At 71.9% G+C, this 22,101-nt stretch carries 19 protein-coding genes, 1 tRNA gene and 1 other RNA gene; 6 read left to right on the forward strand and 15 right to left on the reverse strand.

All coding sequences use genetic code 11. The annotated features are described in order from the left end of the window. Positions 1-98: 98 nt before the first annotated feature. A complete protein-coding gene (gene crp / locus C7456_RS15570; protein ID WP_109724727.1) occupies positions 99-794 on the reverse strand; it encodes a cAMP-activated global transcriptional regulator CRP in 696 nt (231 codons plus the stop codon). Between the two features lie 293 nt (positions 795-1,087). On the opposite strand from crp, the gene speD reads away from it, so the two are divergent. Further along, positions 1,088-1,873: an adenosylmethionine decarboxylase gene (gene speD, locus C7456_RS15575; RefSeq protein ID WP_109724728.1), complete on the forward strand. Its 786-nt coding sequence runs from the start codon at positions 1,088-1,090 to the stop codon at positions 1,871-1,873. Between the two features lie 359 nt (positions 1,874-2,232). Here speD and coq7 read toward each other — a convergent pair whose 3' ends face one another. Together coq7 and C7456_RS15585 are read right to left on the reverse strand one after the other, a co-directional pair. After that, a complete protein-coding gene (gene coq7, locus C7456_RS15580) occupies positions 2,233-2,874 on the reverse strand; it encodes a 2-polyprenyl-3-methyl-6-methoxy-1,4-benzoquinone monooxygenase (protein ID WP_109724729.1) in 642 nt (213 codons plus the stop codon). Beyond that, entirely contained in the window at positions 2,871-4,067 is a 1,197-nt protein-coding gene (locus C7456_RS15585) for a (Fe-S)-binding protein (protein WP_245889903.1), read from the reverse strand. The genes coq7 and C7456_RS15585 overlap by 4 nt, the downstream gene beginning before the upstream one ends. 137 nt (positions 4,068-4,204) lie before the next feature. Here C7456_RS15585 and rplM point away from each other — a divergent pair, with 137 nt between their 5' ends. The 5 genes from rplM (at position 4,205) to C7456_RS15610 (ending at position 9,394) form a co-directional block, all read left to right on the forward strand. Next, positions 4,205-4,633, forward strand: coding sequence for a 50S ribosomal protein L13 (gene rplM / locus C7456_RS15590; protein ID WP_109724731.1), 429 nt, complete (start codon positions 4,205-4,207; stop codon positions 4,631-4,633). 10 nt (positions 4,634-4,643) lie between these two features. Beyond that, complete coding sequence (rpsI, locus tag C7456_RS15595) at positions 4,644-5,036, forward strand: 30S ribosomal protein S9 (protein WP_109724732.1); 393 nt, start codon at positions 4,644-4,646, stop codon at positions 5,034-5,036. Between the two features lie 54 nt (positions 5,037-5,090). After that, positions 5,091-5,164 (forward strand) — tRNA-Gln (locus C7456_RS15600). Between the two features lie 153 nt (positions 5,165-5,317). Then, on the forward strand, positions 5,318-5,725 hold the full coding sequence (locus tag C7456_RS15605; RefSeq protein WP_139942801.1) for a hypothetical protein: 408 nt from the start codon (positions 5,318-5,320) through the stop codon (positions 5,723-5,725). Positions 5,726-6,430: 705 nt separating this feature from the next. Next, positions 6,431-9,394 (forward strand): TonB-dependent receptor, encoded by a 2,964-nt coding sequence (locus C7456_RS15610; RefSeq protein WP_342767305.1) that lies wholly within the window; start codon positions 6,431-6,433, stop codon positions 9,392-9,394. Between the two features lie 243 nt (positions 9,395-9,637). Here C7456_RS15610 and C7456_RS15615 read toward each other — a convergent pair whose 3' ends face one another. The 12 genes from C7456_RS15615 to C7456_RS17255 all read right to left on the reverse strand — a co-directional run. Beyond that, positions 9,638-11,275 carry a Na+/H+ antiporter gene (locus tag C7456_RS15615; protein WP_109724735.1) on the reverse strand — a complete coding sequence of 546 codons (1,638 nt, stop codon included), beginning with the start codon at positions 11,273-11,275 and terminating at the stop codon, positions 9,638-9,640. A gap of 68 nt (positions 11,276-11,343) precedes the next feature. Continuing rightward, the gene (gene rpiA / locus C7456_RS15620; protein WP_109724736.1) at positions 11,344-12,000 is read right to left on the reverse strand and encodes a ribose-5-phosphate isomerase RpiA; all 657 of its coding nucleotides are present in this window, start codon (positions 11,998-12,000) and stop codon (positions 11,344-11,346) included. Between the two features lie 29 nt (positions 12,001-12,029). Then, positions 12,030-12,479 carry an EVE domain-containing protein gene (locus tag C7456_RS15625; RefSeq protein WP_109724737.1) on the reverse strand — a complete coding sequence of 150 codons (450 nt, stop codon included), beginning with the start codon at positions 12,477-12,479 and terminating at the stop codon, positions 12,030-12,032. Further along, positions 12,476-13,087 carry a 5-formyltetrahydrofolate cyclo-ligase gene (locus C7456_RS15630; RefSeq protein ID WP_109724738.1) on the reverse strand — a complete coding sequence of 204 codons (612 nt, stop codon included), beginning with the start codon at positions 13,085-13,087 and terminating at the stop codon, positions 12,476-12,478. Before C7456_RS15630 ends, C7456_RS15625 begins: the two co-directional genes overlap by 4 nt. Before the next feature lie 100 nt (positions 13,088-13,187). After that, a non-coding RNA gene (ssrS, locus tag C7456_RS15635) (6S RNA) lies at positions 13,188-13,376 on the reverse strand. 248 nt (positions 13,377-13,624) lie between these two features. Continuing rightward, positions 13,625-13,936 (reverse strand): cell division protein ZapA, encoded by a 312-nt coding sequence (locus C7456_RS15640; protein ID WP_109724739.1) that lies wholly within the window; start codon positions 13,934-13,936, stop codon positions 13,625-13,627. Between the two features lie 4 nt (positions 13,937-13,940). Beyond that, positions 13,941-14,165: a TIGR02449 family protein gene (locus tag C7456_RS15645; protein ID WP_109724740.1), complete on the reverse strand. Its 225-nt coding sequence runs from the start codon at positions 14,163-14,165 to the stop codon at positions 13,941-13,943. 65 nt (positions 14,166-14,230) lie between these two features. Then, positions 14,231-16,360 (reverse strand): site-2 protease family protein, encoded by a 2,130-nt coding sequence (locus C7456_RS15650; protein ID WP_109724741.1) that lies wholly within the window; start codon positions 16,358-16,360, stop codon positions 14,231-14,233. Position 16,361: 1 nt separating this feature from the next. After that, positions 16,362-17,717: an efflux RND transporter periplasmic adaptor subunit gene (locus C7456_RS15655; protein WP_109724742.1), complete on the reverse strand. Its 1,356-nt coding sequence runs from the start codon at positions 17,715-17,717 to the stop codon at positions 16,362-16,364. Positions 17,718-17,733: 16 nt separating this feature from the next. After that, positions 17,734-18,519, reverse strand: a complete 786-nt coding sequence (locus C7456_RS15660; protein ID WP_245889905.1) for an efflux RND transporter periplasmic adaptor subunit — start codon at positions 18,517-18,519, stop codon at positions 17,734-17,736. Between the two features lie 38 nt (positions 18,520-18,557). After that, a complete protein-coding gene (locus C7456_RS15665; protein WP_109724744.1) occupies positions 18,558-20,471 on the reverse strand; it encodes a TolC family protein in 1,914 nt (637 codons plus the stop codon). A 53-nt stretch (positions 20,472-20,524) separates the two neighbouring features. Then, positions 20,525-22,101: VCBS domain-containing protein (locus tag C7456_RS17255; protein ID WP_211306343.1), on the reverse strand; the 1,577-nt coding region annotated here is incomplete at its 5' end.

Consider the following 22,101-nt stretch of genomic DNA (forward strand, 5'->3'; position numbering starts at 1 on the left):
CCCATTGATCGTCTCGAAGTCCATAGCGTCGGGTCATTGAACGGCTGCGCTCGCAAGAAAACCCAAGCTTCGCTTATCTAGTCAATTGATGACAGGCCCTAGCGGGTGCCGCGCACCACGATGGTCTTGCCGGAGACGTCGATCATGCGCTGCTCCTCCAGCTGCTTGAGCACGCGGCCGACCATCTCGCGCGAGCAGCCGACGATGCGGCTGACCTCCTGGCGGGAAATGCGGATCTGGGTGCCGTCCGGGTGGCTCATCGCGTCCGGTTCCTGGCACAGGTCCAGCAGGGTGCGCGAGATGCGGCTGGTGACGTCCATGAAGGCCATCCGGCTCACCTGGCGCGAGGTGCGCAGCAGGCGGTGGGTGAGCTGCGAGCCGATCGCGAACAGGATCTTCGGGCATTCCTCGCGCAGCGGTCCCTCCATCAGCTGGAACAGCCGCTCGTAGCTGATCTCGGCCATCTCGCACGGGGTGCGCGTGCGCACCATCGACTCGCGCTGCGCCTGTTCCACGAACAGCCCCATCTCGCCGATGAACTGGCCGCGGTTGATGTAGGCCAGGATCAGCTCGCGCCCCTGCTCGTCCTCGGTGCACACCGCCAGCGAGCCGTCCACCACGTAGTAGAGCGTGTTGGCCGGGTCGCCGGGGCGGATGATCGCGGTCTTGCCCGGGTAGCGGCGGCGGTGGCATAGCGCCAGGAAGCGCTCCATCGAGGCCGGGTCGGGCGCGAAGCCGAGCGGCGCCTGGGAGCGTTCGAAAGCCTGCTGGAGTTGATATTTGAGTTGCGCCACGGATCGGTTACCGAATGAAGTTGCTGTTGCCGGACGCCGCCGCCGTGACGGCGGCCGGAGTGAACCTGACTTTCCCCTGATCCGGGCATTATGGCAAACCCCGCCGGCTTGCCGAAGGTTCTGTTTTTCGAAATTTTGCCGCATACTTCGCAGTCTTTCGGCCGCGCGCCCGTAACGCGGCCGTCCGTGGGACGGCGCGGAATGAGGGTTCCGCGCCGTCCGGTCGTCCAGCGGGGACCCTTGCTGCTAACCCGCCTCATCTGCTGGCCGCGTCCCGGCCATGGAGAGTCGCCGTGGTGAAACCGCTCCCGCGCCTGCGCCTGCAGGGCTTCAACAACCTGACCAAGGCCCTGAGCTTCAACATCTACGACATCTGCTACGCGGTGTCGGAGGACCAGCGCCGCCGCTACATCGAGTACATCGACGAGCAGTACGACGCCGACCGCCTGACCCAGATCCTCACCGACGTGGCGGAGATCATCGGCGCGAACATCCTCAACATCGCGCGCCAGGACTACGACCCGCAGGGCGCCTCCGTCACCATCCTCATCTCCGAGGAGCCGGTGGTGGAGAAGCTCGGCCGCGACACCATCTCCGACGCGGTGGTGGCGCACCTGGACAAGAGCCACATCACCGTCCACACCTACCCGGAGACGCACCCGCACAACGGCATCGCGACCTTCCGCGCGGACATCGACGTGGCCACCTGCGGCGTGATCTCGCCGCTGAAGGCGCTGAACTACCTGATCGACAGCTTCGAGTCGGACATCGTGATCTGCGACTACCGCGTGCGCGGCTTCACCCGCGACGTGCGCGGCAAGAAGCACTTCATCGACCACAAGATCAACTCGGTGCAGGATTACCTGGCGCGGCACATCAAGCAGAAGTACGAGATGTTCGACGTCAACGTGTACCAGGAGAACATCTTCCACACCAAGATGCACATCAAGGACTTCGACCTGGACACCTACCTGTTCGAGGCGCACGCCGACGACCTGTCGTTCAAGGAGCGCCAGCGCATCGAGCACCTGCTCAAGCGCGAGATCGAGGAGCTGTTCCACGGCCGCAACCTGATGTGACGCCGCGGGTTTCCTGCATGCGGACGCGAAAGGCCCGCCGCGAGGCGGGCCTTTTCGTTGGGCGGGCCGGTGGCGGCGGAGGAGCGGCCTTGCGGTTCCGGCGGTCTTGCCCGTTGCCCCATGGCAACGCCTGTCCCTTGCCGCCGCGATGCCTGATCCCCGTCGCCGCGATGCCTCCGCCCGTCATTCCGGCGCAGGCCGGAATCCAGTGACGGCACGGCTCGAACAGGCCACTTCGCCCAGGGGAGCCTGAAATGGCCGGGGTCGATCCCAGGTCCCGGATTGGGTCCGGCACGGGCTCCAGGCCCTGCGCCGGGACGACAGTCCGAAGGGGCCGCGGCCCGGTCAGCCCGCCGCCGTCAGAGCCGGTACGCGACGGTCTTCATCACCAGCGAGGACAGGCGCATCAGCGCCGGGATCGGGAACGGCAGGTCGACGCCGCCACGCGCCTTCGCCTCGTCGGCGTGGCGCACCTCGTCGGCCTGCATCCGCGCCAGCACCGCGCGCGAGCGCGCGTCCTGCGCGGGCAGCCTCTCCAGGTGCTCGGCCAGGTGTGCCTCGACCTGGCGCTCGGTCTCCACCACGAAGCCCAGGCTCACCGGGTCGCCGGCCAGCGCGGCGGCCGCGCCGATCGCGTAGCTGCCGGCGTACCACAGCGGGTTGAGCAGGCTGGGCCGGCTGTCCAGCTCCTTCAGGCGCTCGGCGCACCAGGCCAGGTGGTCGGTCTCCTCGCCGGCGGCGTGCCGCAGGTGCTCGCGGGTGGCCTCGTCGCGCGCCAGCGCGGCCTGGCCGTCGTACAGCGCCTGCGCGCACACCTCGCCGGTGTGGTTGACGCGCATCAGGCCGGCGGCGTGGCGGCGCTCGGCCGCGTCCAGCTCGGCCTCGGCGAGGTCGCGCGCCGGCGACGGGCGCGCCGCCTCCGGCTGGCCGGCCACGGTTTCCAGCGCGCGCTCGAGGCCGGCGAGCAGGCGGTCGAGCGGGGTGAGGGTGCGCACGTTCATGGGGCGGCTCCGTCGGTTTCCGGGAGGAGTTGCTGCGCCAGCAGGGTCAGCGGGTGCTGCGTGGGCAGCGCGCGGCCTTCCGCGGCCAGCCCGGCCGCCAGGTGCAGCCGGCAGCCGATATTGGACGACAGCAGCCGCGCCGGCGCCAGCGCGGCCAGCCGCCGCAGCGCCGGTTCGCGCAGCCGCGCGGCGCGCGCGGGGAATTCCAGCAGGTGGCTGCCGGCCGCGCCGCAGCAGTGCGGCAGGTCCAGCGGCAGCAGCTCGAGGCCGGGGACGCGCGCCAGCAGCCGGCGCATCGCCTCGCCGCTGCGCGCCACGTTGGCCTGGGTGCAGGGCAGGTGCAGCGCGGCGCGCACCGGCAGCGGGCGGAAGCGCAGGCGCCCGGCATGGGCGTCCAGCAGCTCCCAGGCGTCGCCCACCGCGACGCCGGGCAGCGCCTGGCGCAGGGTGCCGAGGCAGCCCGGCGTCGCGGTGAGCAGCTGCCCGGCGCCGCTGGCTTCCCACGCCTGCCGCACGCGCCGGGCGGCGGCCGCGGCCGCCGCGGCTTCCCCGCCGTGGGCGTCCAAGGCGCCGCAGCAGAAGGCCGGCAGCACCGCCGCCTCGATGCCGGCGGCGCGCAGCAGCGCCAGCAGCGCCCGCTGCGCCTCGGCATCCTCCACGCTGGCCACGCAGCCGGGGAACAGCGCCACCGCGGGGCGGGGCGACGGCTGGCACGGCTCGGCGGCCGCGGTCGCCGCGCCGGCCGGCAGCAGCGCCAGCGCGGCGCGCCAGGCCTCCGGCAGGCGCCGGGCCAGCCGCCGCGCCGGGGCGGCGCGGGCCAGGCGGCCGCACGCGCGGCGCAGCGGCCGCAGCAGCGCCGGGCGCTTCAGCAGCCCCAGCAGGCGGCGCGGGCGTCCCGGCGCCGGCCCCAGCAGGGCGCGCGTGCGCACCAGCAGCTCGCCATAGCGCACCTGGGCCGGGCAGACCCGCTCGCAGGCGAGGCAGCCCAGGCAGTGGTCCAGCGGCGCGCGCAGGGCGGGCGTGGCGGCGGCGCGGCCTTCGGCGAGGGCCTTGGCCAGGGCGATCCGCCCGCGCGGCGATTCGGTCTCGCTGGCGTCCAGCGCGTAGGTGGGACAGGCCGGCAGGCACAGCCCGCACTGCACGCATTGGTCGGCCAGCGCGGCGAGGCTGCCGGGGGTCTTTTCAAGCGCCATGGCCGGCATGCTATCATCGCCAGCTCGCAGCCCGCCGGTCGGTGGGCTTGCGCGATGGATGAGAGCTTCGCTATCATCTCGCGCCTTTGTTCACCGATTCCGATCACCGCCTCCGCGGCGGCAGACAGGTATTCCAGATGAAAACGTTCAGCGCCAAGCCGGAAAGCGTCAAGCGCGACTGGTACGTGGTCGACGCCACGGACAAGACGCTCGGCCGCCTCTCGACCGAGATCGCCCGTCGCCTGCGCGGCAAGCACAAGCCGGAATTCACCCCGCACGTCGACACCGGCGACTACATCGTCGTGGTCAACGCGCAGAAGGTGGCGGTCACCGGCGCCAAGCTGGACGACAAGATGTACCACCGCTTCACCGGCTACGTCGGCAACCTGAAGACCACCAGCCTGAAGGACATGCTGGCCACCCACCCGGAGCGCGTCATCGAGATCGCCGTGAAGGGCATGCTGCCGAAGAACCCGCTCGGCCGCGCGATGTACCGCAAGCTCAAGGTGTACGGCGGCGCGGAGCATCCGCACGCCGCCCAGCAGCCGCAGCCGCTCGAGATCTAAGGAAGCACCCATGGCGATTCAGCAGAATTACGGCACCGGCCGCCGCAAGACCTCCGCCGCCCGCGTGTTCCTGCGCAAGGGCAGCGGCGCGATCGAGGTGAACGGCAAGCCGCTGGACCAGTTCTTCGGCCGCGAGACCTCGCGCATGATCGTGCGCCAGCCGCTGGAGCTGACCCAGAGCACCGAGAAGTTCGACATCAAGGTCACCGTCTCGGGCGGCGGCATCACCGGCCAGGCCGGCGCGATCCGCCTGGGCATCGCCCGCGCGCTGGTCGAGTACGACGAGACGCTGAAGGCGCCGCTGCGCAAGGCCGGCTTCGTCACCCGCGACGCCCGCGAGGTCGAGCGCAAGAAGGTCGGCCTGCACAAGGCCCGCCGCGCCACGCAGTTCTCGAAGCGTTAATCGCTCTCCCGCATCCGGTGCGGTAAAATTCCGCGCCGGACGCGACAGGTTTCTTGGGAGATCGTCTAACGGTAGGACAACGGACTCTGACTCCGTTTATCTAGGTTCGAATCCTAGTCTCCCAGCCAATCGAAGACCCGCCCTCGCGGCGGGTCTTTTTTTGCCCGGCGCGCGGGGCCGGATCGGCAAGGCGGCGTATCGTCTTCGGCCAGCTGGGAGGCGCGGCGGCATCGGCGTAGCGTGTGGACGGTCCGCGCATGGGACGCGGCGGGAGCACGCACATGGCGACGCGGAAGAGGCGGGCGCTGGACCTCGAAGGGCTGGTGGAGAAGTACGGCATCGCGGCGCTGGCCGCGCTGCGCAACCCGGCGTTGTGGGATGTGATCGTGCCGATGGGGCCGGGGCGCGGCGTGCCGTCGGTGGCGGCGAGGAAGCAGCTGCAGCGCGATCTGGACCAGATCTACGGCGTCCTGCTGGCCAACGCCAAGGCGGGCGACGCGATCTCCGGCACGTTCGCCGCGCAGATCGCGGTGCAGCGGGCGGCGATCCGCCGATTGCCCATCGCACGCGGCCGTTGCCGCGTGCGGCGCTGGGGACAGAAGGCGGAGCGCGGCGTGGCCGTTGCGGCGTGCCTGGGGGCTGCACATAGGCGCGGGACACGACTCCACGACGCGACTGCCCATCGATGACGGGAGGGCTACCGGCTGCCTCTCAAGCGGCCGACACGGCTCCCCGTCTGCCTGGCGACGTCGGCCATCACGCCGTGCGTCGGCCACTCAATGCCTGTCCGGTCTCGCTGCGCCGGTGTGCGGCAGCCATGCGCGCGTTGATGCCTCCGTCGATGGCGCGAGCCATCGCGCGTTCCGTCCGTGCGCCGAAGACGCCTTCCCGCGTGCATGACGATTGGCGCGGATAGCTGCCGGCTCGGCCTTCGGGCGATGCACCGCGCGTGCAGGAAAAGGCTGCATGCGCGATGCGCCGGAGTCCTTGCGAAACCTTGCGATGCAAGGTCTGCGCGAATTTTCGGATGCGCGCGAAGCGCGCGCGTCGATGCGTTCGCGCGTCGAAAGACCCAGCGCCGTCGTGTTAAGGGAAGTTTTCGAGAGTGTTGAAATTTTGCGAGATTGCACTTAGGGTGCGTTGCGCGAGCCCCGCTTCCCCACAGCCTGTCCCGCCAGCCGCCGATCCCCCTTTGCGGCGCTGGCTTCTCGCAGGCACGCCGTGCAAGCAACGGTCCCCGGATGGCGGACATGGACGATCGTGCTCGTAGCCAGCGAGGCAGGTGCGCCTGCCTCGGTTTAGCCATCTAAAAAATCAGTTGGGGAGTACGTTGCATGAATTTGCAGGCTTCTCGTCGTCCGCGCATGCTGCGCCGGACGGCCCTCGCCGTCGCCTTGAGCACGGGTTTCGCCGGTATCGCGTTCGGCCAGTCGACCACGGGTGGCATCTTCGGCGACGCGCCGGTGGCGCCGGGCGAGACGGTGCTGATCCAGAACGCCACGGGCCTGACCCGCGAGGTGCCGGTGGACAGCCGCGGCCGCTTCGTCGCCGGTTCGCTGCCGCTGGGCGACTACACCGTCACCCTGCGCCGCGACGGCCAGACGGTCGATACCCGCAAGAACGTGACGCTGCGCGTGGGCGCGGGCACGCAGGTCTCCTTCGCCGCCGCCGAGGCCGCGGGCGGCGCCAACGCGCAGGATCTCTCCGCGATCACCGTGAACGCGAACGCCCTGCCGGCGATCGACGTCACCGGCGTCGACTCGCGCACCGTGATCACCGCCGAGCAGCTGGCCAAGCTGCCGGTGGCGCGCAGCGCCGAGGCGATCGCCATGCTGGCCCCGGGCGTGATCGCCGGCAGCGACGCCTACACCTTCAACAACCACGGCGTGGTGTCCTTCGGCGGCTCGTCGGTGGGCGAGAACGCCTACTACATCAACGGCTTCAACACTTCCGACCCGCTGCAGAACATCGGCGGCATCACCCTGCCGTACGGCTCGATCGACCAGCAGGAAGTGCTGTCCGGCGGCTACGGCGCGCAGTACGGCCGTTCCGACGGCGGCGTGATCAGCCAGGTCGGCAAGCGCGGCACCAACGAGTGGCACTTCGGCGCGCAGATCCTGTGGGAGCCCAAGTTCGCCCGCGCGGACGCGGCGAACACCTACTACGCCAAGGGCGCGAAGGCCGGCCAGCTCTACAACTACAACAACGACGACAAGAGCTGGACCACCACCGAGAGCGCCTACTTCGGCGGCCCGCTGATCAAGGACAAGCTGTTCATCTTCGGCGCCTACGAGGTGGAGCGCCAGCAGGGCAGCTCGATCGGCAGCCTCGACTCGCCGTACAAGACGAACTACCAGTACAGGGACCCGCGCTGGTACGCCAAGATCGACTGGAACATCAACGACAGCAACATCCTGGAAATCACCGGCGCGTCGGACAAGACCTCCTACCGCGGCAGCCAGTACCGCTACGACTACGACACCATGCAGTCGGGCAGTTTCTACGGCTATCCGGCCCGCACCAAGCAGGGCGGCGACATGGGCGTCGCCAAGTACACCGGCTACATCACCGATGACCTGACCATCAGCGCGATGTACGGCAAGATGCGGCTCAACAGCCACACCGACTACCTGAACTACAACCCGGACGTGGCCTACGTCTCGGGCTCGACGTACCAGAACCCGGCGCTGAACGGCGGCAAGCCGATCCGCAGCTCGCAGAACATCGGCTACGTCGATCCGACCAACGCCAAGAACAACACCACCAACCTGCGCTTCGACGTGAGCTACCACCTGGGCGACCACACGCTCAGCGCCGGTATCGACAACCTCACGGCGCGCGCCTTCGACGTCGGCCAGGTCACCTCCGGGCCGGGCTACTGGTGGATCTACGACCAGGCGGCGGCCGGCGACGAGAACACCCCGATCAGCCCGTCGCAGGGCGTCGGCGCTCCGGGCGGCGAGGGCTATTTCGTCAGCCGCTACATCTATCGCGCGCGCGCCAACGCGCGCACGGTGGAGCGCGCGCAGTACATCCAGGACAGCTGGCAGGTCACCGACCGCTTCCTGCTGAACCTGGGCCTGCGCAACGACCAGTTCACCAACTACAACTCCGATGGCCAGGCCTACGTCAAGCAGACCTCGCCGCAGTGGGCGCCGCGCGTCGGCTTCAGCTGGGACGTGAACGGCGACTCGAGCTTCAAGGTGTTCGGCAACGCCGGCCGCTACTACCTGGCGCTGCCGAACGCGGTGGCCATCCGCGGCGCCGGCCCGAGCCAGTACACCAACGAGTACTTCACCTACACCGGCATCGACCCGAACACGGGCGCGCCGACCGGCCTCGAGCCGCTGGGCCCGGGCCCGGTGTCGCCGGACGGCGAGAACGGCCAGACCCCGGACCCGCGCACCGTGGCGGCCAAGGACCTGAAGTCGGAGTTCCAGGACGAGTACATCCTGGGCTTCCAGAAGCAGCTCAACGAGTCGTGGGTGTACGGCGCCAAGCTGACCTACCGCAACCTGCGCAACGCCATCGACGACACCGGCGTGGACGCGATCCTCGCCGCGGCCGAGGCGCAGGGCATCGACACCGACAACTTCGCCGACACCAAGGGCCGCATCTTCAACCCGGGCCGCGCGAACGACTTCGTGTTCGAGAACAAGGACGGCACGTTCACCACGGTGCACGTCACCAACGACGAGCTGGGCTTCCCGAAGCTCAAGCGCAAGTACTACGGCGCCGAGTTCTCGCTGGAGCATCCGTTCGACGGCAAGTGGTACGCCTCGTTCAACTACCTGTACTCGCGCAGCTACGGCAACACCGAGGGCCAGGTGCGTACCGACATCAGCCAGACCGACGTCTCGGCGACCTCCGCCTGGGACGCGCCGGAGCTGATGGAGTACTCCAACGGCTACCTGTCGAACGACCGCAAGCACCAGTTCAAGGCCAACGGCTACTACCAGATCACCGACGAGTGGCTGGTCGGCGGCAACCTGGCGATCTACTCGGGCGCGCCCAAGAGCTGCCTGGGCTCGTACGGCACCGACCCGGACAATGGCGATCCGACGGGCTACGGCAACGCCGCCTACCACTGGTGCAACGGCGTCCCGCAGCCGCCGGGCAAGGCCGGCCGCCTGCCGTGGCAGTACAACCTGTCGGCGAACGTGGAGTACCGCCCGCTGTGGGCGGACAAGAAGCTCGCCTTCAACCTGTACGTGTTCAACCTGCTCAACCAGCAGCGTCCGACGCTGATCGACTACGGCTACGGCAGCAGCTCGGCCACGCCGGACTCGGCCTACGAGCGGGTGATCTACCGCCAGACGCCGCGCTACGTGCGCTTCGGCGTGACCTACGATTTCTGATCGCGGGTCGCCGCGGCGGCGGCGCATCCGCGCCGCCGCGGCAGCCAGAGGCCGCCGTCCTTCGGGACGGCGGCTTTTTTTGTCGCTGCCTTCGTGGAATGCGGCGGGGGCGCGCGTCTGGCGGGCCTGGGACCCGCGTGCCGTCCGATCCGTGGAAGCGGCCAGAGAACCGCCGTGTTGGTGCCGGGCCGTCCGCGCCTGGTCAGGCAACGGCTGGCCGCCCGCGCAGCGGGGTGGCCGTCGCTACGTGTGCCGTTCTTCCAGCAGGTCGATCTCGCGCACCAGCTTGCGCGCCGTCTCGTCGGAGATGCGGCGGCGGCGGGCCAGGCGGAAGATCTCCTCGCGCTCGGCCTGCAGGGCGGTCAGGCGCAGCGTCAGCTCGGCCGCGTCGGCCTTGCGCAGCTCCTCGGCGGCGATGTTGCCGGGCTTGCCGCCGTCCAGCCGGCGCTGGTAGTTCGCCATGACGCGCGCGGCGGCGTTGGTGTAGACGTCCGCGTCCGCCGGGCTCTTTTCCGACAGCGCGTGCTGGGCCTGCTCGACGGCGGCGATGGCCGCGGCGGCGGCTTCGCGCAGGGCCGTGTCCGCCTCGCGCCGCTCGGCCGGCTCGTCCGGCAGCCGCAGGCCCCGGAGCAGGCGCGGCAGGCCCAGGCTGGCGCCGAGCAGCGAGACCAGGATCACCGCCATCGCCAGGAACACCGCCAGGTTGCGGGCCGGGAAGGGCGTGCCGTCGGCCAGCGTGAGCGGCAGGGTCAGCACGCCGGCCAGGGTGATGGTGCCGCGCACGCCGGCGAGCGCGGTGGCCAGCACCAGCCGCCAGGGCGGGCGCTCCACCGGCTCGCCGCGCAGGCGCGACTTGAACAGGCTCAGGCGCAGCGTCGTCCACACCCAGGCCAGCCGCAGCAGCGCCAGCGCCAGGTTGATCGCCAGCGCGTAGGCGGCCAGCCACCACGGGCTGCCGCGGCCGCTTTCCCGCATGGCGCCGACCGCGCCCTGCAGGATGCCCGGCAGCTGCTCGCCGAGCAGCACGAAGACGATGCCGTTGAGGGCGAACTGGATCGTGTCCCACACCACCGCGCGATGCACCCGCGTGGTGGCCAGCGCGCGGCCGCTCAGCTCGACGTAGCTCATGCTGATGCCGGCCGCGACCGCGGCGAGGATGCCGGAGGCGTGCAGGTGCTCGGCGAGCATGTAGGCGCCGAACGGCACCAGCAGGTTGACCAGGATCGACGAGCCGCTCTCCTCGCCGAAGCGCCGCGACAGCCCGCGCTGCGCCAGCGCGATGCCCCAGGTGAAGCCGACGCCCACCGCCAGGCCCGCCAGCGCGACCCACAGGAAGGTCAGCGAGGCCGACAGCAGCGAGAAGCTGCCGGTCAGCGCCGCGGCCACCGCGAAGCGGAAGCACACCAGGCCGGAGGCGTCGTTGAGCAGGGACTCGCCTTCCAGGATGTGCATCAGCCGCTTCGGGATCGGCACCCGCGCCGCGATGGCCGAGACCGCCACCGGGTCGGTCGGCGACACGATCGCGGCGAGCGCGAAGGCCACCGGCAGCGGCATCGCCGGGATCATCCAGTGGATCAGGAAGCCGGCGCCGAGCACGGTGAACACCACCAGGCCGAACGCCAGCTGCAGGACGATCCGCCGGTCGCGCAGCAGGCCCTCCTTGGGGATGTGCCAGCCGTCCAGGAACAGCAGCGGCGGCAGGAACAGCAGGAAGAAGATCTCCGGGTCGAGCCGCACGCTGCGCCCGGTCAGCGCGGCGATCAGCGCGCCCAGCCCGACCTGCACCAGCGGCAGGGGCAGCGAGAACGGCAGGACGCGCACCAGGTAGCTGCTGCCGACCAGGGCCAGCAGCATCGCCAGCACCACCTCTATCGACTGCATGGATCGTCCATCCCGGGCATGCGCCTTCGGGGCCGCCCGCGCGCGGGTGGGCGCGCGGGCGGCGCGGTTCACATCTCGCGGTCGCCGACCAGCACCACGTCGGCCGGCCGTCGCGCGAACAGGCCGACGGCGACCACGCCGGGGATCTGGTTGAGCTCGCGCTCCAGCGCCACCGGGTCGGCGATCTGCCAGCCGTGCACGTCGATGATCCAGTTGCCGTTGTCGGTGACCACGCCGTCGCGCCAGACCGGGTTGCCGCCCAGCGCGACGATCTCGCGCCCGACCAGGCTGCGCGCCATCGGGATCACCTCGATCGGCAGCGGGAAGCGGCCCAGCACGTCCACGCGCTTGCTGGCGTCGATGATGCAGACGAACTTCGCGCTGGCCTCGGCGACGATCTTCTCGCGGGTGAGCGCGGCGCCGCCGCCCTTGATCAGCCGCTTGTGCGGGTCGCACTCGTCGGCGCCGTCCACGTACAGCGCCAGCGGGCCGGTGGCGTTGAGGTCGAGCACCTCGATGCCGTGCTTCCTGAGCTGCGCGGTGGACTGCTCGGAGCTGGACACGGCGCCGCGGATGCGCTCCTTGACGGTCGCCAGCGCGTCGATGAAGTAGGCCACGGTGGAGCCGGTGCCGACGCCGACGACGGCGCCTTCCTCGACGTAGCGGATCGCGGTCTCGCCGGCCAGGCGCTTCTGCGCGGCGGTGTCGTTGCTGGCGTTGCTCATGCGGAGGGCCTCGGAAGATGGAAGGGGGTTCATTCGAGCGAAAGGACGTGCGCCCACTCGGCGGCGTCCACCGGCATCACCGAGAGGCGGTTGCCCTTGCGCACCAGCGGCATGGCGGCCAGCGCGGGATCGGCCTGCAGTTCCTTCAGCGCGATCGTGCGCCTGAGCTTCCGCACGAACCTCACCTCCACCAGCGACCAGCGCGGCGCGTCGCGCGAGCTGGCCGGGTCGAAGTACTTGCTCCCGGGATCGAACTGGCTGGGGTCGGGATAGGCCTCGACGGCGACCTCGGCGATGCCGGCGATGCCCGGCTCGGCGCAGTTGGAGTGGTAGAAGAACACCTTGTCGCCCGCGCGCATCGCGCGCATGTAGTTGCGCGCCTGGTAGTTGCGCACGCCGTCCCAGGGCTCCTGCTTCCGGCGCCTGAGGTCGTCGATGGAGAAGGCGTCCGGCTCGGACTTCATCAGCCAGTGGTTCATGCGGCGCGTCCGTCGTGGGCGTGGCAGTCGATCAGCTCGCGGTCGGTGGCGACGTAGTCCAGCGGCACGTCCCAGGCGGCCGCCTCGATCGCGGGCAGTTCCTGGAAGTCGTAGGCGATGCCGACCAGCAGCGGCTCGGTGGGGCGCAGCTGCTCGCTGAGGAAGGCGAAGCTCCTGTCGTAGTAGCCGCCGCCGGTGCCGAGGCGGTGGCCGCGGCGGTCGAAGGCCAGCAGCGGCACCAGCACCAGGTCGAGCTGGAACGGCGCGTACCACTCGCGCGGCGCCGCCGGCTCGGGGATGCCGTGGCGGTTGGGCTGCACCTCCTGGCCCGGCTGCCAGGGCGCGAAGCGCAGGCTGCGGTCGCGCTCCAGCAGCGGCAGCAGGAACTGCTGGCCGCGCGCGAGCAGCGGCGGGATGACCAGGTTGAGCGGCAGCTCGCCGTCGCAGGCCCAGTAGCCGGCCACGCGGGCGTCGGTGTGGTACTCGGGCAGCTGCTCCAGGCTGCGGCGCAGGCCCTGCGCGGCGGCGATGCGCTGGGCGGGAGACAGCGCGCGGCGGCGGTCGGCGAGGCGCTGGCGCAGTTCGCGGCGTTGGGCGAGGGCGTCCACGTTTCGCGTCTCCTCAAAGAGAACGCCCGCAGCGCGTGCTGCGGGCGGTCCGCGGGCCCGCCCGATGTCGGAACTGGTCGGACGGAGCGGTAAAAAGGTGGCGTCAACCGCGATGCCGCTGCCCACCAAACGACCTTGATCCACGCTGGATCAGGTGGGAGGGCGATCATGGCCTCAAGGCTTTCCGCTCGAGGGCGGACCTGCGCAACAGCCGATGAAAAGCCGACCCGGGGCCGTATATAGGAACAAGGCAAATGTAAGAGTGTGCTGGCGTACACCGCAGAAAACGCCGGGTGCCATTTTAAGGCCGCGCGGGTTGCGGCGCCACTGCGGCGTGTTGTCCCGTCGTCGGGACGGGGCGGCGGGTGGCCGGGTTTTCGCGGCTGGACGGGGCTGCGGGGTGGCCGGTTTTCGCGGCCGGAGGCCGCCGCTCCCACAAGGCTTGCCGCAACCCTGTGGGAGCGGCCTCCGGCCGCGAAAGCGGGAGGCGGGCGCAAGGCCGCGCGTTGCCTCGTGCGGGACGGCCGCGGGGACCGCTCAGCGCGATCCCGCCTGCGCCTCCAGCGCCGCGTCCAGCCGCCGGCGCAGCGCGGCCAGGCGTTCGCCCACGTCGTGCCCGCTGCCTTCGTGCTGCTTGCGCAGGGCCAGGAACTCGTGGGTGATGCTGATCGCCGCCAGCACCGCCAGGCGGTCGAAGCCGGGCGTCTTGGCGTTGGCGCGCAGCTCGCGCATCTTGCGGTCGAGGTAGGCGGCCGCCTGCAGCAGGCCCTCGCGCTCTTCCGGCGCGCAGGCGATCAGGAATTCGCGGTCGATCAGTCGCAGCGCGACCGGTTCGCTGGGAGTGCTCATGGGATCAGCTGTTGTTCTCGAGCGCCTTCAGGCGCTGGATCATCGCCTCGACGCGGCTGCGCGCCTGCTCGTTGCGCGCCATCAGGCCCGCCCGCTCGGTGGCCAGCTGCTCCTGGCTGTGGCGCAGGCTGCGGTTCTCCTCGTGGAGGCGGCGCAGGGTTTCCAGCAGGCGGTCGATCTGCTGGCTGAGGAGGTCGATCTCGTGCTGGACGGGGTCGGGCGTGCTCATGGCCGGAACTATAGCAGGGCGCCCCGGCAAAACTGCGGGCGGTTCCCCGCTTCCCCGCGCGGCCTTCAGCCGTCCTTGCCGAGGCCGGTCTGCTGCAGCAGGGTGAGCAGGAAACTGTCGATCCAGCGCCGCGCCAGGCTCTGCCGCGTGCCGGCGAACTGCACCCGGACCTCGCGCTCGGTGGCGAGCGGGCGGTCCAGGCCGCCGCCTTCGACCAGCACGCGGTACCAGACGGTGGCCGGGCGCAGCTCCTTCGCCGGCGCGGTGGGATTGAGCGGGATCGGTCCGCCGTGGTTCTTGGCCAGCGCCACGCTGGGCAGGCGTTCGACGGCGCTGTTGTCCACCGTGACGATGCGTCCCTGCAGGCGGCCGAGGCGCCCGCGGACGTAGACGGTGGCCTCGCCGCCGGGAACGAGCCGCAGGCGGTCCGCCTCGGGGACCAGGGCCTCGACGCGCCAGCGGGTGCCGTCGCCCACCACGGTGGCGATGCGCGTGCCGGGCGAGACCCAGGTGCCGGGCCGCAGGCTGGTGTCGAGGTCGCGCACCACGCCGTCGAGGTGCGCGGCGAGCTGCAGGCGGCGCAGCTCGGCGGCGCTGGCGCTCAGCTGCGCCGCGTACTGCCCCGCCATCTGCTCGGCCAGGACCTGCCGCGCGACCCCGTCCCTGGCCAGGGCGGCGGCGCCGCGTGCGGTGGCCTCGTAGGCGTCGCGCATGGCGCGGGCCTTGGCTTCCTCGTCGCGGGGCGCGGGGGCGGCCAGCTCGAACATGACCTGGCCGGCCTTCACGGCCGCGCCCTCGGCGACGCCGACCCGCTCCATCCGGGCCGGGAACGGGGTGAACACCGCCTGCTCCGCGCCGGCCTGGATCACGCCCGGCGCGGCGATGCGGCCGGACCACGGCACCAGCAGCAATAGCGCCAGCGCACCCAGCACCAGCAGGTTGCGCCCGAGCCGGCGCGGGTCGATCTCCGCGCGCCGCGCCCACCAGGTCCTGCATTCGGCATGCACCGGCCGCCACACGAAGGTGTAGATCTCGACGAAGAACAGCAGCAGGCCCAGCGCCTTGAAGAAGGCGTGGTAGACCACCAGCGCGATGCCCACGAACAGCACCAGCCGGTAGAGCCAGGTGGCGAAGGCGAAGAGGGCGAGGAAGCGCGCGAAGGCGGGCGACACCGCGTCGGGCGCCGGGTCGTGCAGGCCCAGCAGCAGGCGGCGCAGCCAGCGCTTGGCCCAGCGGCCGGCGCGCTCGTGCAGGCCGGGATAGTCCAGCGCGTCGGCCAGGATGAAATAGCCGTCGAAGCGCATGAACGGGCTGGCGTTCACCGCGACGGTGAGCACCCATGCGGTGGTGCCGAGGAAGAACAGCGCGTTCTTGAAGTTGCCCTCCGGCGCGAACGACCAGAGGAAGGTCGCCCAGGCGGCCAGCACCAGCTCGGCCAGCACGCCGGCCGAGGCGATCGCCAGGCGGCGGTGCGAGCGGTCGAGCTTCCAGCTCTCGCCGGTGTCGGTGTAGGCCATCGGCCACATCACCAGCAGCGCCACGCCCATGTGGCCGACGCGCACGCCGTGCCTGGTGGCCACGAAGGCGTGGCCGAGCTCGTGCCACAGCTTGGAGAACACCAGCGCGCCGGCGAAGGCGAACACGCCGTCCCAGCTCAGGGCGCCGCGCAGGTTGGCCAGCACCGCGTCCCACTGGCGCGCGGCCAGCAGCAGGCCGGCGACGGCGACGGCCAGGGTGAGCAGCAGGAAGCGCGCGCCGAGCATCCAGCGCACGTGCGGCAGGCAGCGCCTGAGCAGGCGCTCGGGGCGCAGCAGCGGGATGCGGATGAACAGGTAGTTCTGCAGCAGCCAGCGGGCCATGGAGCGCGGCGGCCGCGGCCGCGCCTCGCGCAGCAGGTCGTGCTGCTGCAGGAACTGCAGCACGCCGAGCACGTCCTCGGGCTCCGGCGCCAGCGTGGTCTCGGCGGCGATGCTCGCGGCGATCCGCTCCGGGTCGGCCAGCGCCCAGCGGCGCAGCACCTCGAGCTCGAACCAGCCGATGCGGAAGAACAGATTGCGGACCGGGTCGGACAGGTGCCAGGCCGGCGAGCCGTCGCGGTTGCGGCTGGCCGGGTGGAGCTGCAGCTCCTCGCGCAGCAGCGGCCAGGGCCGCCCCGCGGCGGCCATCGGCACGGCGTCGGACGCGATCGCCGCCATCTCAGCAGCCGCACCAGGAGCGCAGCGTGGCCAGCGGCCGGCGCAGCAGCAGGTAGCCGAGCACGCTCCAGCGGCCGGACACGCGCGCGGTGCCCTGCAGGCCGATGCGCGCCTCGCGCGTGGCGCCGTCCAGCGTGCCGCGCAGCACGTAGCTGGCCACGCCGTTGGGCGCCTCGACCGGCTGGTAGCCCGCCGAGTCCAGCCGGGCGCTGATCGGGTGCAGCGGCGCCACGCGCAGGAACAGCGTCATCGGCGCGCCGGCCTGCAGGTTGGTCGGCTCGCTGACCGGCGCCCAGGCGCGCACGCCCAGCGCGCGGGGATCGGCGAGCAGGCCGATCCGTTCGCCGGTCTGCACCGGGCGCCCGGCCCAGTCGTCCGGATCGGAATAGACGAACACGCCGTCCACCGGCGCCTTGATCGCGAGCTTGTCCATCTCGCGCTGCAGCGAGGCGACCTCGACCTGGCGCTCGCGCCACTTGCCCTCGGCGATGCCCAGGTCGGCCTTGGCGCTCTGGCTCTCGATCGCCTGCTGCGAGGCCTGGTGCATCTCGGTGCTGGCGGTGGCCAGCTCGGCCTTCGCCACCTCCAGGCGGTTGCGCAGCGTGGTGTCGTCCAGCTCGGCCAGCACCTGGCCGGCCTTCACCGGCGTGTTGGGCGGCACGGCCATGCGGCGGATCACGCCGTCGCGCGGCGAGGCGATCACCTCGCTGCGGGTGGAGATCACCTCCGCGGGCACCAGCGTGTACTCGCGGACCGGGACGAACAGGATCAGCAGCAGGACCAGCGCGGCCTGGCGCAGGCGCCGCCCGGTGGCGGCCGCGCGCCACCACCGCCGCAGCCGCGAGGGCCGCGCCGCCACCGCCCACCAGGCGTAGCCGTAGAGGTTGGCCAGCTGCAGCAGCGCGTACTCCGGGCCGTCCGCGCCCAGCGCCGTGCCCCACGGGGTGTCGCGCGCGAGCAGCAGCAGCGCCCGGACCTCGCCGTCGGGGCCGCCCAGGGCCAGCACCCAGACGTGCGCCGGCAGCCATTCGGACCAGTCGCGCGCGACCTCCTCGCCCAGCATGTCCGGCGCCAGCGCCAGCACGCGCATCGTCGCGGGCAGGGCGGCGATGCGCGCGCGCGCCTGCTGCGCCACCTCGGCCAGCCACAGGGCGTAGGGCGTGTTCGCGTCCACCTCGGCCAGCCCCGAATGCGCCAGCAGCCGCGGCCGCTGCCCGGGCGCGGCCGACAGCAGGGCGGCCTGGCGGTAGTCGACCAGCAGCCGCGTCTCGTTGCAGAACACGAAGCCCAGCTCGGCGGGCGTCCGCGCGGACTCGACGCGGGCCGCCAGGGCGTAGAAGAAGGCGGAGGTGCTCACGTGCCGTGCGGTTCCGTCAGTTCCTGCCGACGGCCCGGGCCGGCCAGGCGCGGCCGCTCATGCCGGGCAGCACGCGCGAGGCGTCGCCCTTGAAGTCGGCCTCGATCTCGATGGTCTGGCTCACCGCGTCCACGCGCCCGCTGATGTGCGTGACGCCGAGGACGTAGTTCTCGCCGGTCTCGTCGACCGTGGCGTTGAGCTGCGAGCCGATCTTCAGCCAGCCGGTCCAGCCGGAGGGCACGTTCAGGCGGGCCTTGGGAACGCCGCTGCCGACCAGGTCCACGACGGGCTCGCCGGCGGCCACGCCCTGGCCCTCCTTGACGTGGACGCGGGCCACGCGGCCGTCGAACGGGGCGACGAAGCGGCACTGCGCCAGCTGCGCGTCGAGCACGCGGATCTGGCTGCGCGTGCGGTTGACGTCGGCGGCCGCCAGCTCGACCTCGAGCGCGGCGGCCGACTGCAGGCCCTGCAGCTTGGCCTTGGCCTCGTAGCGCAACTGCGCCGCGTCGTATTCCGCGGCGGCGGCGGCGCGCTTGGCCTCCAGGTCGCCGCAGTCGAGCGAGACCAGCAGCTTGCCGGCGCGCACGCTGTCGCCGAGCTGCACGTAGATGCGCGCGACGCGCCCCGCCACGACGGCCGACAGCGGGCTTTCGCGGTTCGCCGCCACCAGGAAGCGGACCGGCGCCGTCGCCTGGGGCGGCGCGGCCGGCGGCGCGGACTGGCCGGCGGCATGGCCGGGCCAGGCCAGCAGCCCCAGTACGGCCAGCGCGCCGAGGCCGGTCCACCGGGACGGCTGCTTCATGGCGGCGCGGCCACGGTTCGGAACGAACGCTCCCATCGTCAGGGCGTGCCGGCGTCGGCCGTCGCCGGCGCGCCGGCCAGGCGGCGGATGTCGCCCAGCACCGACAGCGTGGCGGCCTCGGCCAGCGCGCTGATCGCGCGGGTGGAGGCGTCGTTGGGCAGGTAGCTGCCGTAGCTCTGCGCGAACAGGCGCTTGCCGCCATGGTCGAGCACGGACACGTCCCAGCGCGCGCGCCGGGCGGCGCGGTCCGGCGCCGTGCTGAAGCGCAGCGCGAGGACGAGGCCGTCGCCGGCATCGCCCAGCGCGAGCTGGTTGCCGGTCACCACCCGGCCCACCGCGGCGCGCACGGCCGCGCCGTCCACGTTCGCCGGCAGGCCGTCCACCTGCAGCCGGATCGGCCGGTTCACCGCGGCGGCGTCGGCGCTCTGGGCGAACACCTGCTTCTCGCCGTCCACCAGGCTGGCCTGGATCGCGCGCGAGAGCGCGGGGATGTCGGTGCCGTTCACCTGCTCGGGCATCAGGTCGATGCCGACCGAGTCGAGGATGCGGCCGTAGGCGGACTGCGCGGCGGCGTAGGAGGACGCCTCCTGGAAGCGCGACACCACGGAGCGGGCGCGCGTGCGCAGCGTCTCCAGGTCGCTGGTGAGCTGGTTGCTCGAGCCGGCGCGGGCGATGCTGGCCAGGCGCTGGTCCACCTGCGCGGACTCCTGCGCCAGCCGGTGGTCGTAGACCGCCAGCTTGTAGCGCTCCACCGACACGCGCACCTGGGTGAGCACGGCCATGCTGAGCGCCATGCGGCGCGCGTCGTCCACCTGCAGGCGCGCCTGGTTGGTGCGCTTGATCGCCGGCACGCCGGCCAGGCGGAACAGGTTCATCGACAGGCTCACGCCGCCCTGCGCCCAGTTGTTGTTGTAGAGGTACTTGTTGGAGTCGTAGCCGACGCCGGCGAACAGGTTGAGGTTGGGGAACAGCGCGGCGATCTGCTTCTTGGCCTCGACGGCGTCGATGCGCGCGCGGTAGTCCTCCTCGCGCAGCTCGGGACGCTGCTCCAGCGCCATCCGCTCGAGCTGGTCGATGTCGCCGGGCACCTGCGAGAGCGCGGGCTCGGCGGTGTCCTGCAGGGTGAAGGCGGTGCCGGGCGGCAGGTTGATCAGCGCGGCCAGCTCGCGCTTGGCGAATTCCATCTCCTGGCGCTTCTCGTTCACCAGGGTCATCGCGTCGAGCAGGGCGCGCTGGTATTCCAGGCCCTCGGTCGGCGGCAGCACGCCGGCGCGCTCGGCCTGGCGGGTCTTCTCCAGCGCCGACTGGATGTCGTCGGCCAGGCTCTGCGCCTCGCCCAGCAGGCGCTGCGCGCCGAGCGCGCGCCAGTAGGCGTCGCGCACGTCCTGCACGATGTTCTGCAGCACCTTGCGGCGGCGCTCCTCGGTGATGTTGACGTCGTCCGCCTGCTGCTTGGCCCGGTAGTAGCTCAGGCCGAAGTCCAGCACGTCCCACGACAGGGTGGCGTCGGCCAGGTAGTGCACGCGCTCCTCCGAGGTGGAGGGACGCAGGCTCACCACGCGGTCCTCGATGCCGATGCTGGTGCCGCCGGAGTCGTTGTTGCGCCAGCGGTAGCCGGCGTCGGCCATCAGCTTCGGCAGCATGTCCAGCTCGGACACGTCGAGCAGGCCGCGGGAGAGCGCGGTCTCCATCAGCTTGAGCCGGTAGTCGAGGTTGTACTTGAGCGCGCGGGCCATGGCGTCGGACAGCGTCAGCGGCCCGCTGAGCGGCTCCTGGTCCTTGTACATGGCCTGGCGGTCGCGCTCGACCCGGCCGGCGATCTCGTCGTGGGTGAGCGGCTTGGGCTTGACGGTGCCGCAGGCGGCCAGCAGCACGGACAGCGCGGCGGCGAGCGGGACGGCCAGGGACGACCGCAGGCGCGGCGGGGGCGTCGTGGCATCGAGGTTGGACATGATGGAGTTCCCTGATTTCGTGGATCGGGTCGGGTGCATGGCCGGCATGGCGATCAATGGCGGGGCGGCGTGGAGGGGCGGGCGGAAGCGAGCAGCGTTGCGGCGACCTGCGGCGGCACCGGCGCGGCGGCGGCGTGGGCCAGCGCCGCGATCTGCGCGCTGAGCGAAGGCGCGCCGGCCGGCGGCGCCGCGGGCGCCGGCACGAGGAGCGTCGCCTCGGCATGGCCGGCGTCGCCTGCATGGGGCGCGGGCGTGGCGGCACCGTGCGCGGCCTGCGGCCGGTCCCGGTGGCCGTGCGCATCGGGCCGGGCATGGTGGCGCTCGCCGTGGCGGCCCTCGGCGTGCGCCGGGCGGCCCGCCTGTTCCGGGTCGGCGACGCGCCGCGGCGCGAACGGCGTGAAGTCGTCCCACAGCGCGCGCGAGCCGAGGCCGAAGCCGTTGGGCGACACCCGCGCGCTGCCGCGGATCTCGGCGAGCAGGCGGCGGGAGAACGCCACGCCGTCGCGCAGCACGTGCTGCGCGTCGCCGGCATCCAGCGGCGTCGCGGCCGCGTCGGCCGCGGCGGCGTCGAAGCCGGCGATCAGCGCGGCCTCGTCGCGCTGCGTGTCGCGCTGCACCTCGTCCAGGGCGGGCAGGATGAACAGCGCCGGCTCGTAGCCCTGGCGGATGTCGCGCATCGCGTGCTCGTAGGCGATCGGGAAGATCTGGTCGCCCCAGCGCGCCTGGATCGGCGGGGTCGCACCGCGGATGGTGATGGTCAGCCGCGCCTGGCTGGTGTCGCCGTCCGCGTCGGTGATGGTGTAGACGAACACCTCGGCCAGCGTGCGGTTGCTGTCCAGCGCGGCGACCTGCGGGTTGGACGGGTCCAGCGCGTAGCTGTAGCTGCCGTCCGCGTTGAGCGTCAGCGTGCCGTACTCGCCGCGGCTGGCGCCGCCGATCGTGCCGGCCTGGCCGAGGTTGGCCGAGGCCACGGCGGTGACCGGGCCGCCGGCGCCCGCGCCGTCGGCGCCGATGCGGTCCGCGCCGTTCGGCGAGCCGTCGCCGGTGAAGACGTTGCCCGAGGCGGTGCGCTGCGAGGCGTCCTGGTCGATGGCGGCCGCGTCGTCGCGCGCGGTGGGCACGTCGTCGACGATGTCCACCACCAGGCTGCCGTTCGACGAGCCGCCGATGGTGTCCTTCACCGTGATCGCGATGACGTCGCTGCTGTGGTCCGCGCCCGGTTGCGCGACCGCTCCGCCGAGCGCGTAGCTGTAGGCCAGCGTGCCGGCGGTGGTGACGCCGCCGGTCGCGGCGGTCGGCGTGAAGCCGGTGAGGACCAGCGTGCCGTCGGCGGTGGCGATGGTCACCGGGTGTTCCGGGCTCAGCGCGGCGAGCTGCTCCGCGCTGAGCGTGCGGCCGCCGATGGTGACCGAGTCGAGGCCCAGCGGCGCGGCGATGTCGATGGTGCCGGCGGTCGTCTGCGCGCCGCTGCCGTCGACCAGCCCGGCCTCGTCCACCGTGGCGTGGCCGGCCGCGGCCGGCGGCGTGTTGCCGACGGTGACGGTGACGGAGGCGGTCTCGGTGACGCCGCCGCTGGTGACGGTGTAGGTGTAGGTGTCGGTGCCGGTGTAGCCGGCATTGGGCGTGTAGG

The organism is Fulvimonas soli (assembly GCF_003148905.1).
Lineage (GTDB): Bacteria > Pseudomonadota > Gammaproteobacteria > Xanthomonadales > Rhodanobacteraceae > Fulvimonas > Fulvimonas soli.

Bases quoted from the DNA above. Each gene is read 5' to 3' on its own strand.
- rplM (WP_109724731.1), top strand. From the start codon at position 4,205: ATGAAAACGTTCAGCGCCAAGCCGGAAAGCGTCAAGCGCGACTGGTAC.
- coq7 (WP_109724729.1), bottom strand. From the start codon at position 2,874: ATGAACGTGCGCACCCTCACCCCGCTCGACCGCCTGCTCGCCGGCCTC.
- C7456_RS15665 (WP_109724744.1), bottom strand. From the start codon at position 20,471: ATGTCCAACCTCGATGCCACGACGCCCCCGCCGCGCCTGCGGTCGTCC.
- C7456_RS15615 (WP_109724735.1), bottom strand. From the start codon at position 11,275: ATGCAGTCGATAGAGGTGGTGCTGGCGATGCTGCTGGCCCTGGTCGGC.
- rpiA (WP_109724736.1), bottom strand. From the start codon at position 12,000: ATGAGCAACGCCAGCAACGACACCGCCGCGCAGAAGCGCCTGGCCGGC.
- C7456_RS15660 (WP_245889905.1), bottom strand. From the start codon at position 18,519: ATGAAGCAGCCGTCCCGGTGGACCGGCCTCGGCGCGCTGGCCGTACTG.
- C7456_RS15650 (WP_109724741.1), bottom strand. From the start codon at position 16,360: ATGGCGGCGATCGCGTCCGACGCCGTGCCGATGGCCGCCGCGGGGCGG.
- C7456_RS15645 (WP_109724740.1), bottom strand. From the start codon at position 14,165: ATGAGCACGCCCGACCCCGTCCAGCACGAGATCGACCTCCTCAGCCAG.
- C7456_RS15625 (WP_109724737.1), bottom strand. From the start codon at position 12,479: ATGAACCACTGGCTGATGAAGTCCGAGCCGGACGCCTTCTCCATCGAC.
- C7456_RS15605 (WP_139942801.1), top strand. From the start codon at position 5,318: ATGGCGACGCGGAAGAGGCGGGCGCTGGACCTCGAAGGGCTGGTGGAG.
- C7456_RS15640 (WP_109724739.1), bottom strand. From the start codon at position 13,936: ATGAGCACTCCCAGCGAACCGGTCGCGCTGCGACTGATCGACCGCGAA.
- rpsI (WP_109724732.1), top strand. From the start codon at position 4,644: ATGGCGATTCAGCAGAATTACGGCACCGGCCGCCGCAAGACCTCCGCC.
- C7456_RS15585 (WP_245889903.1), bottom strand. From the start codon at position 4,067: ATGGCGCTTGAAAAGACCCCCGGCAGCCTCGCCGCGCTGGCCGACCAA.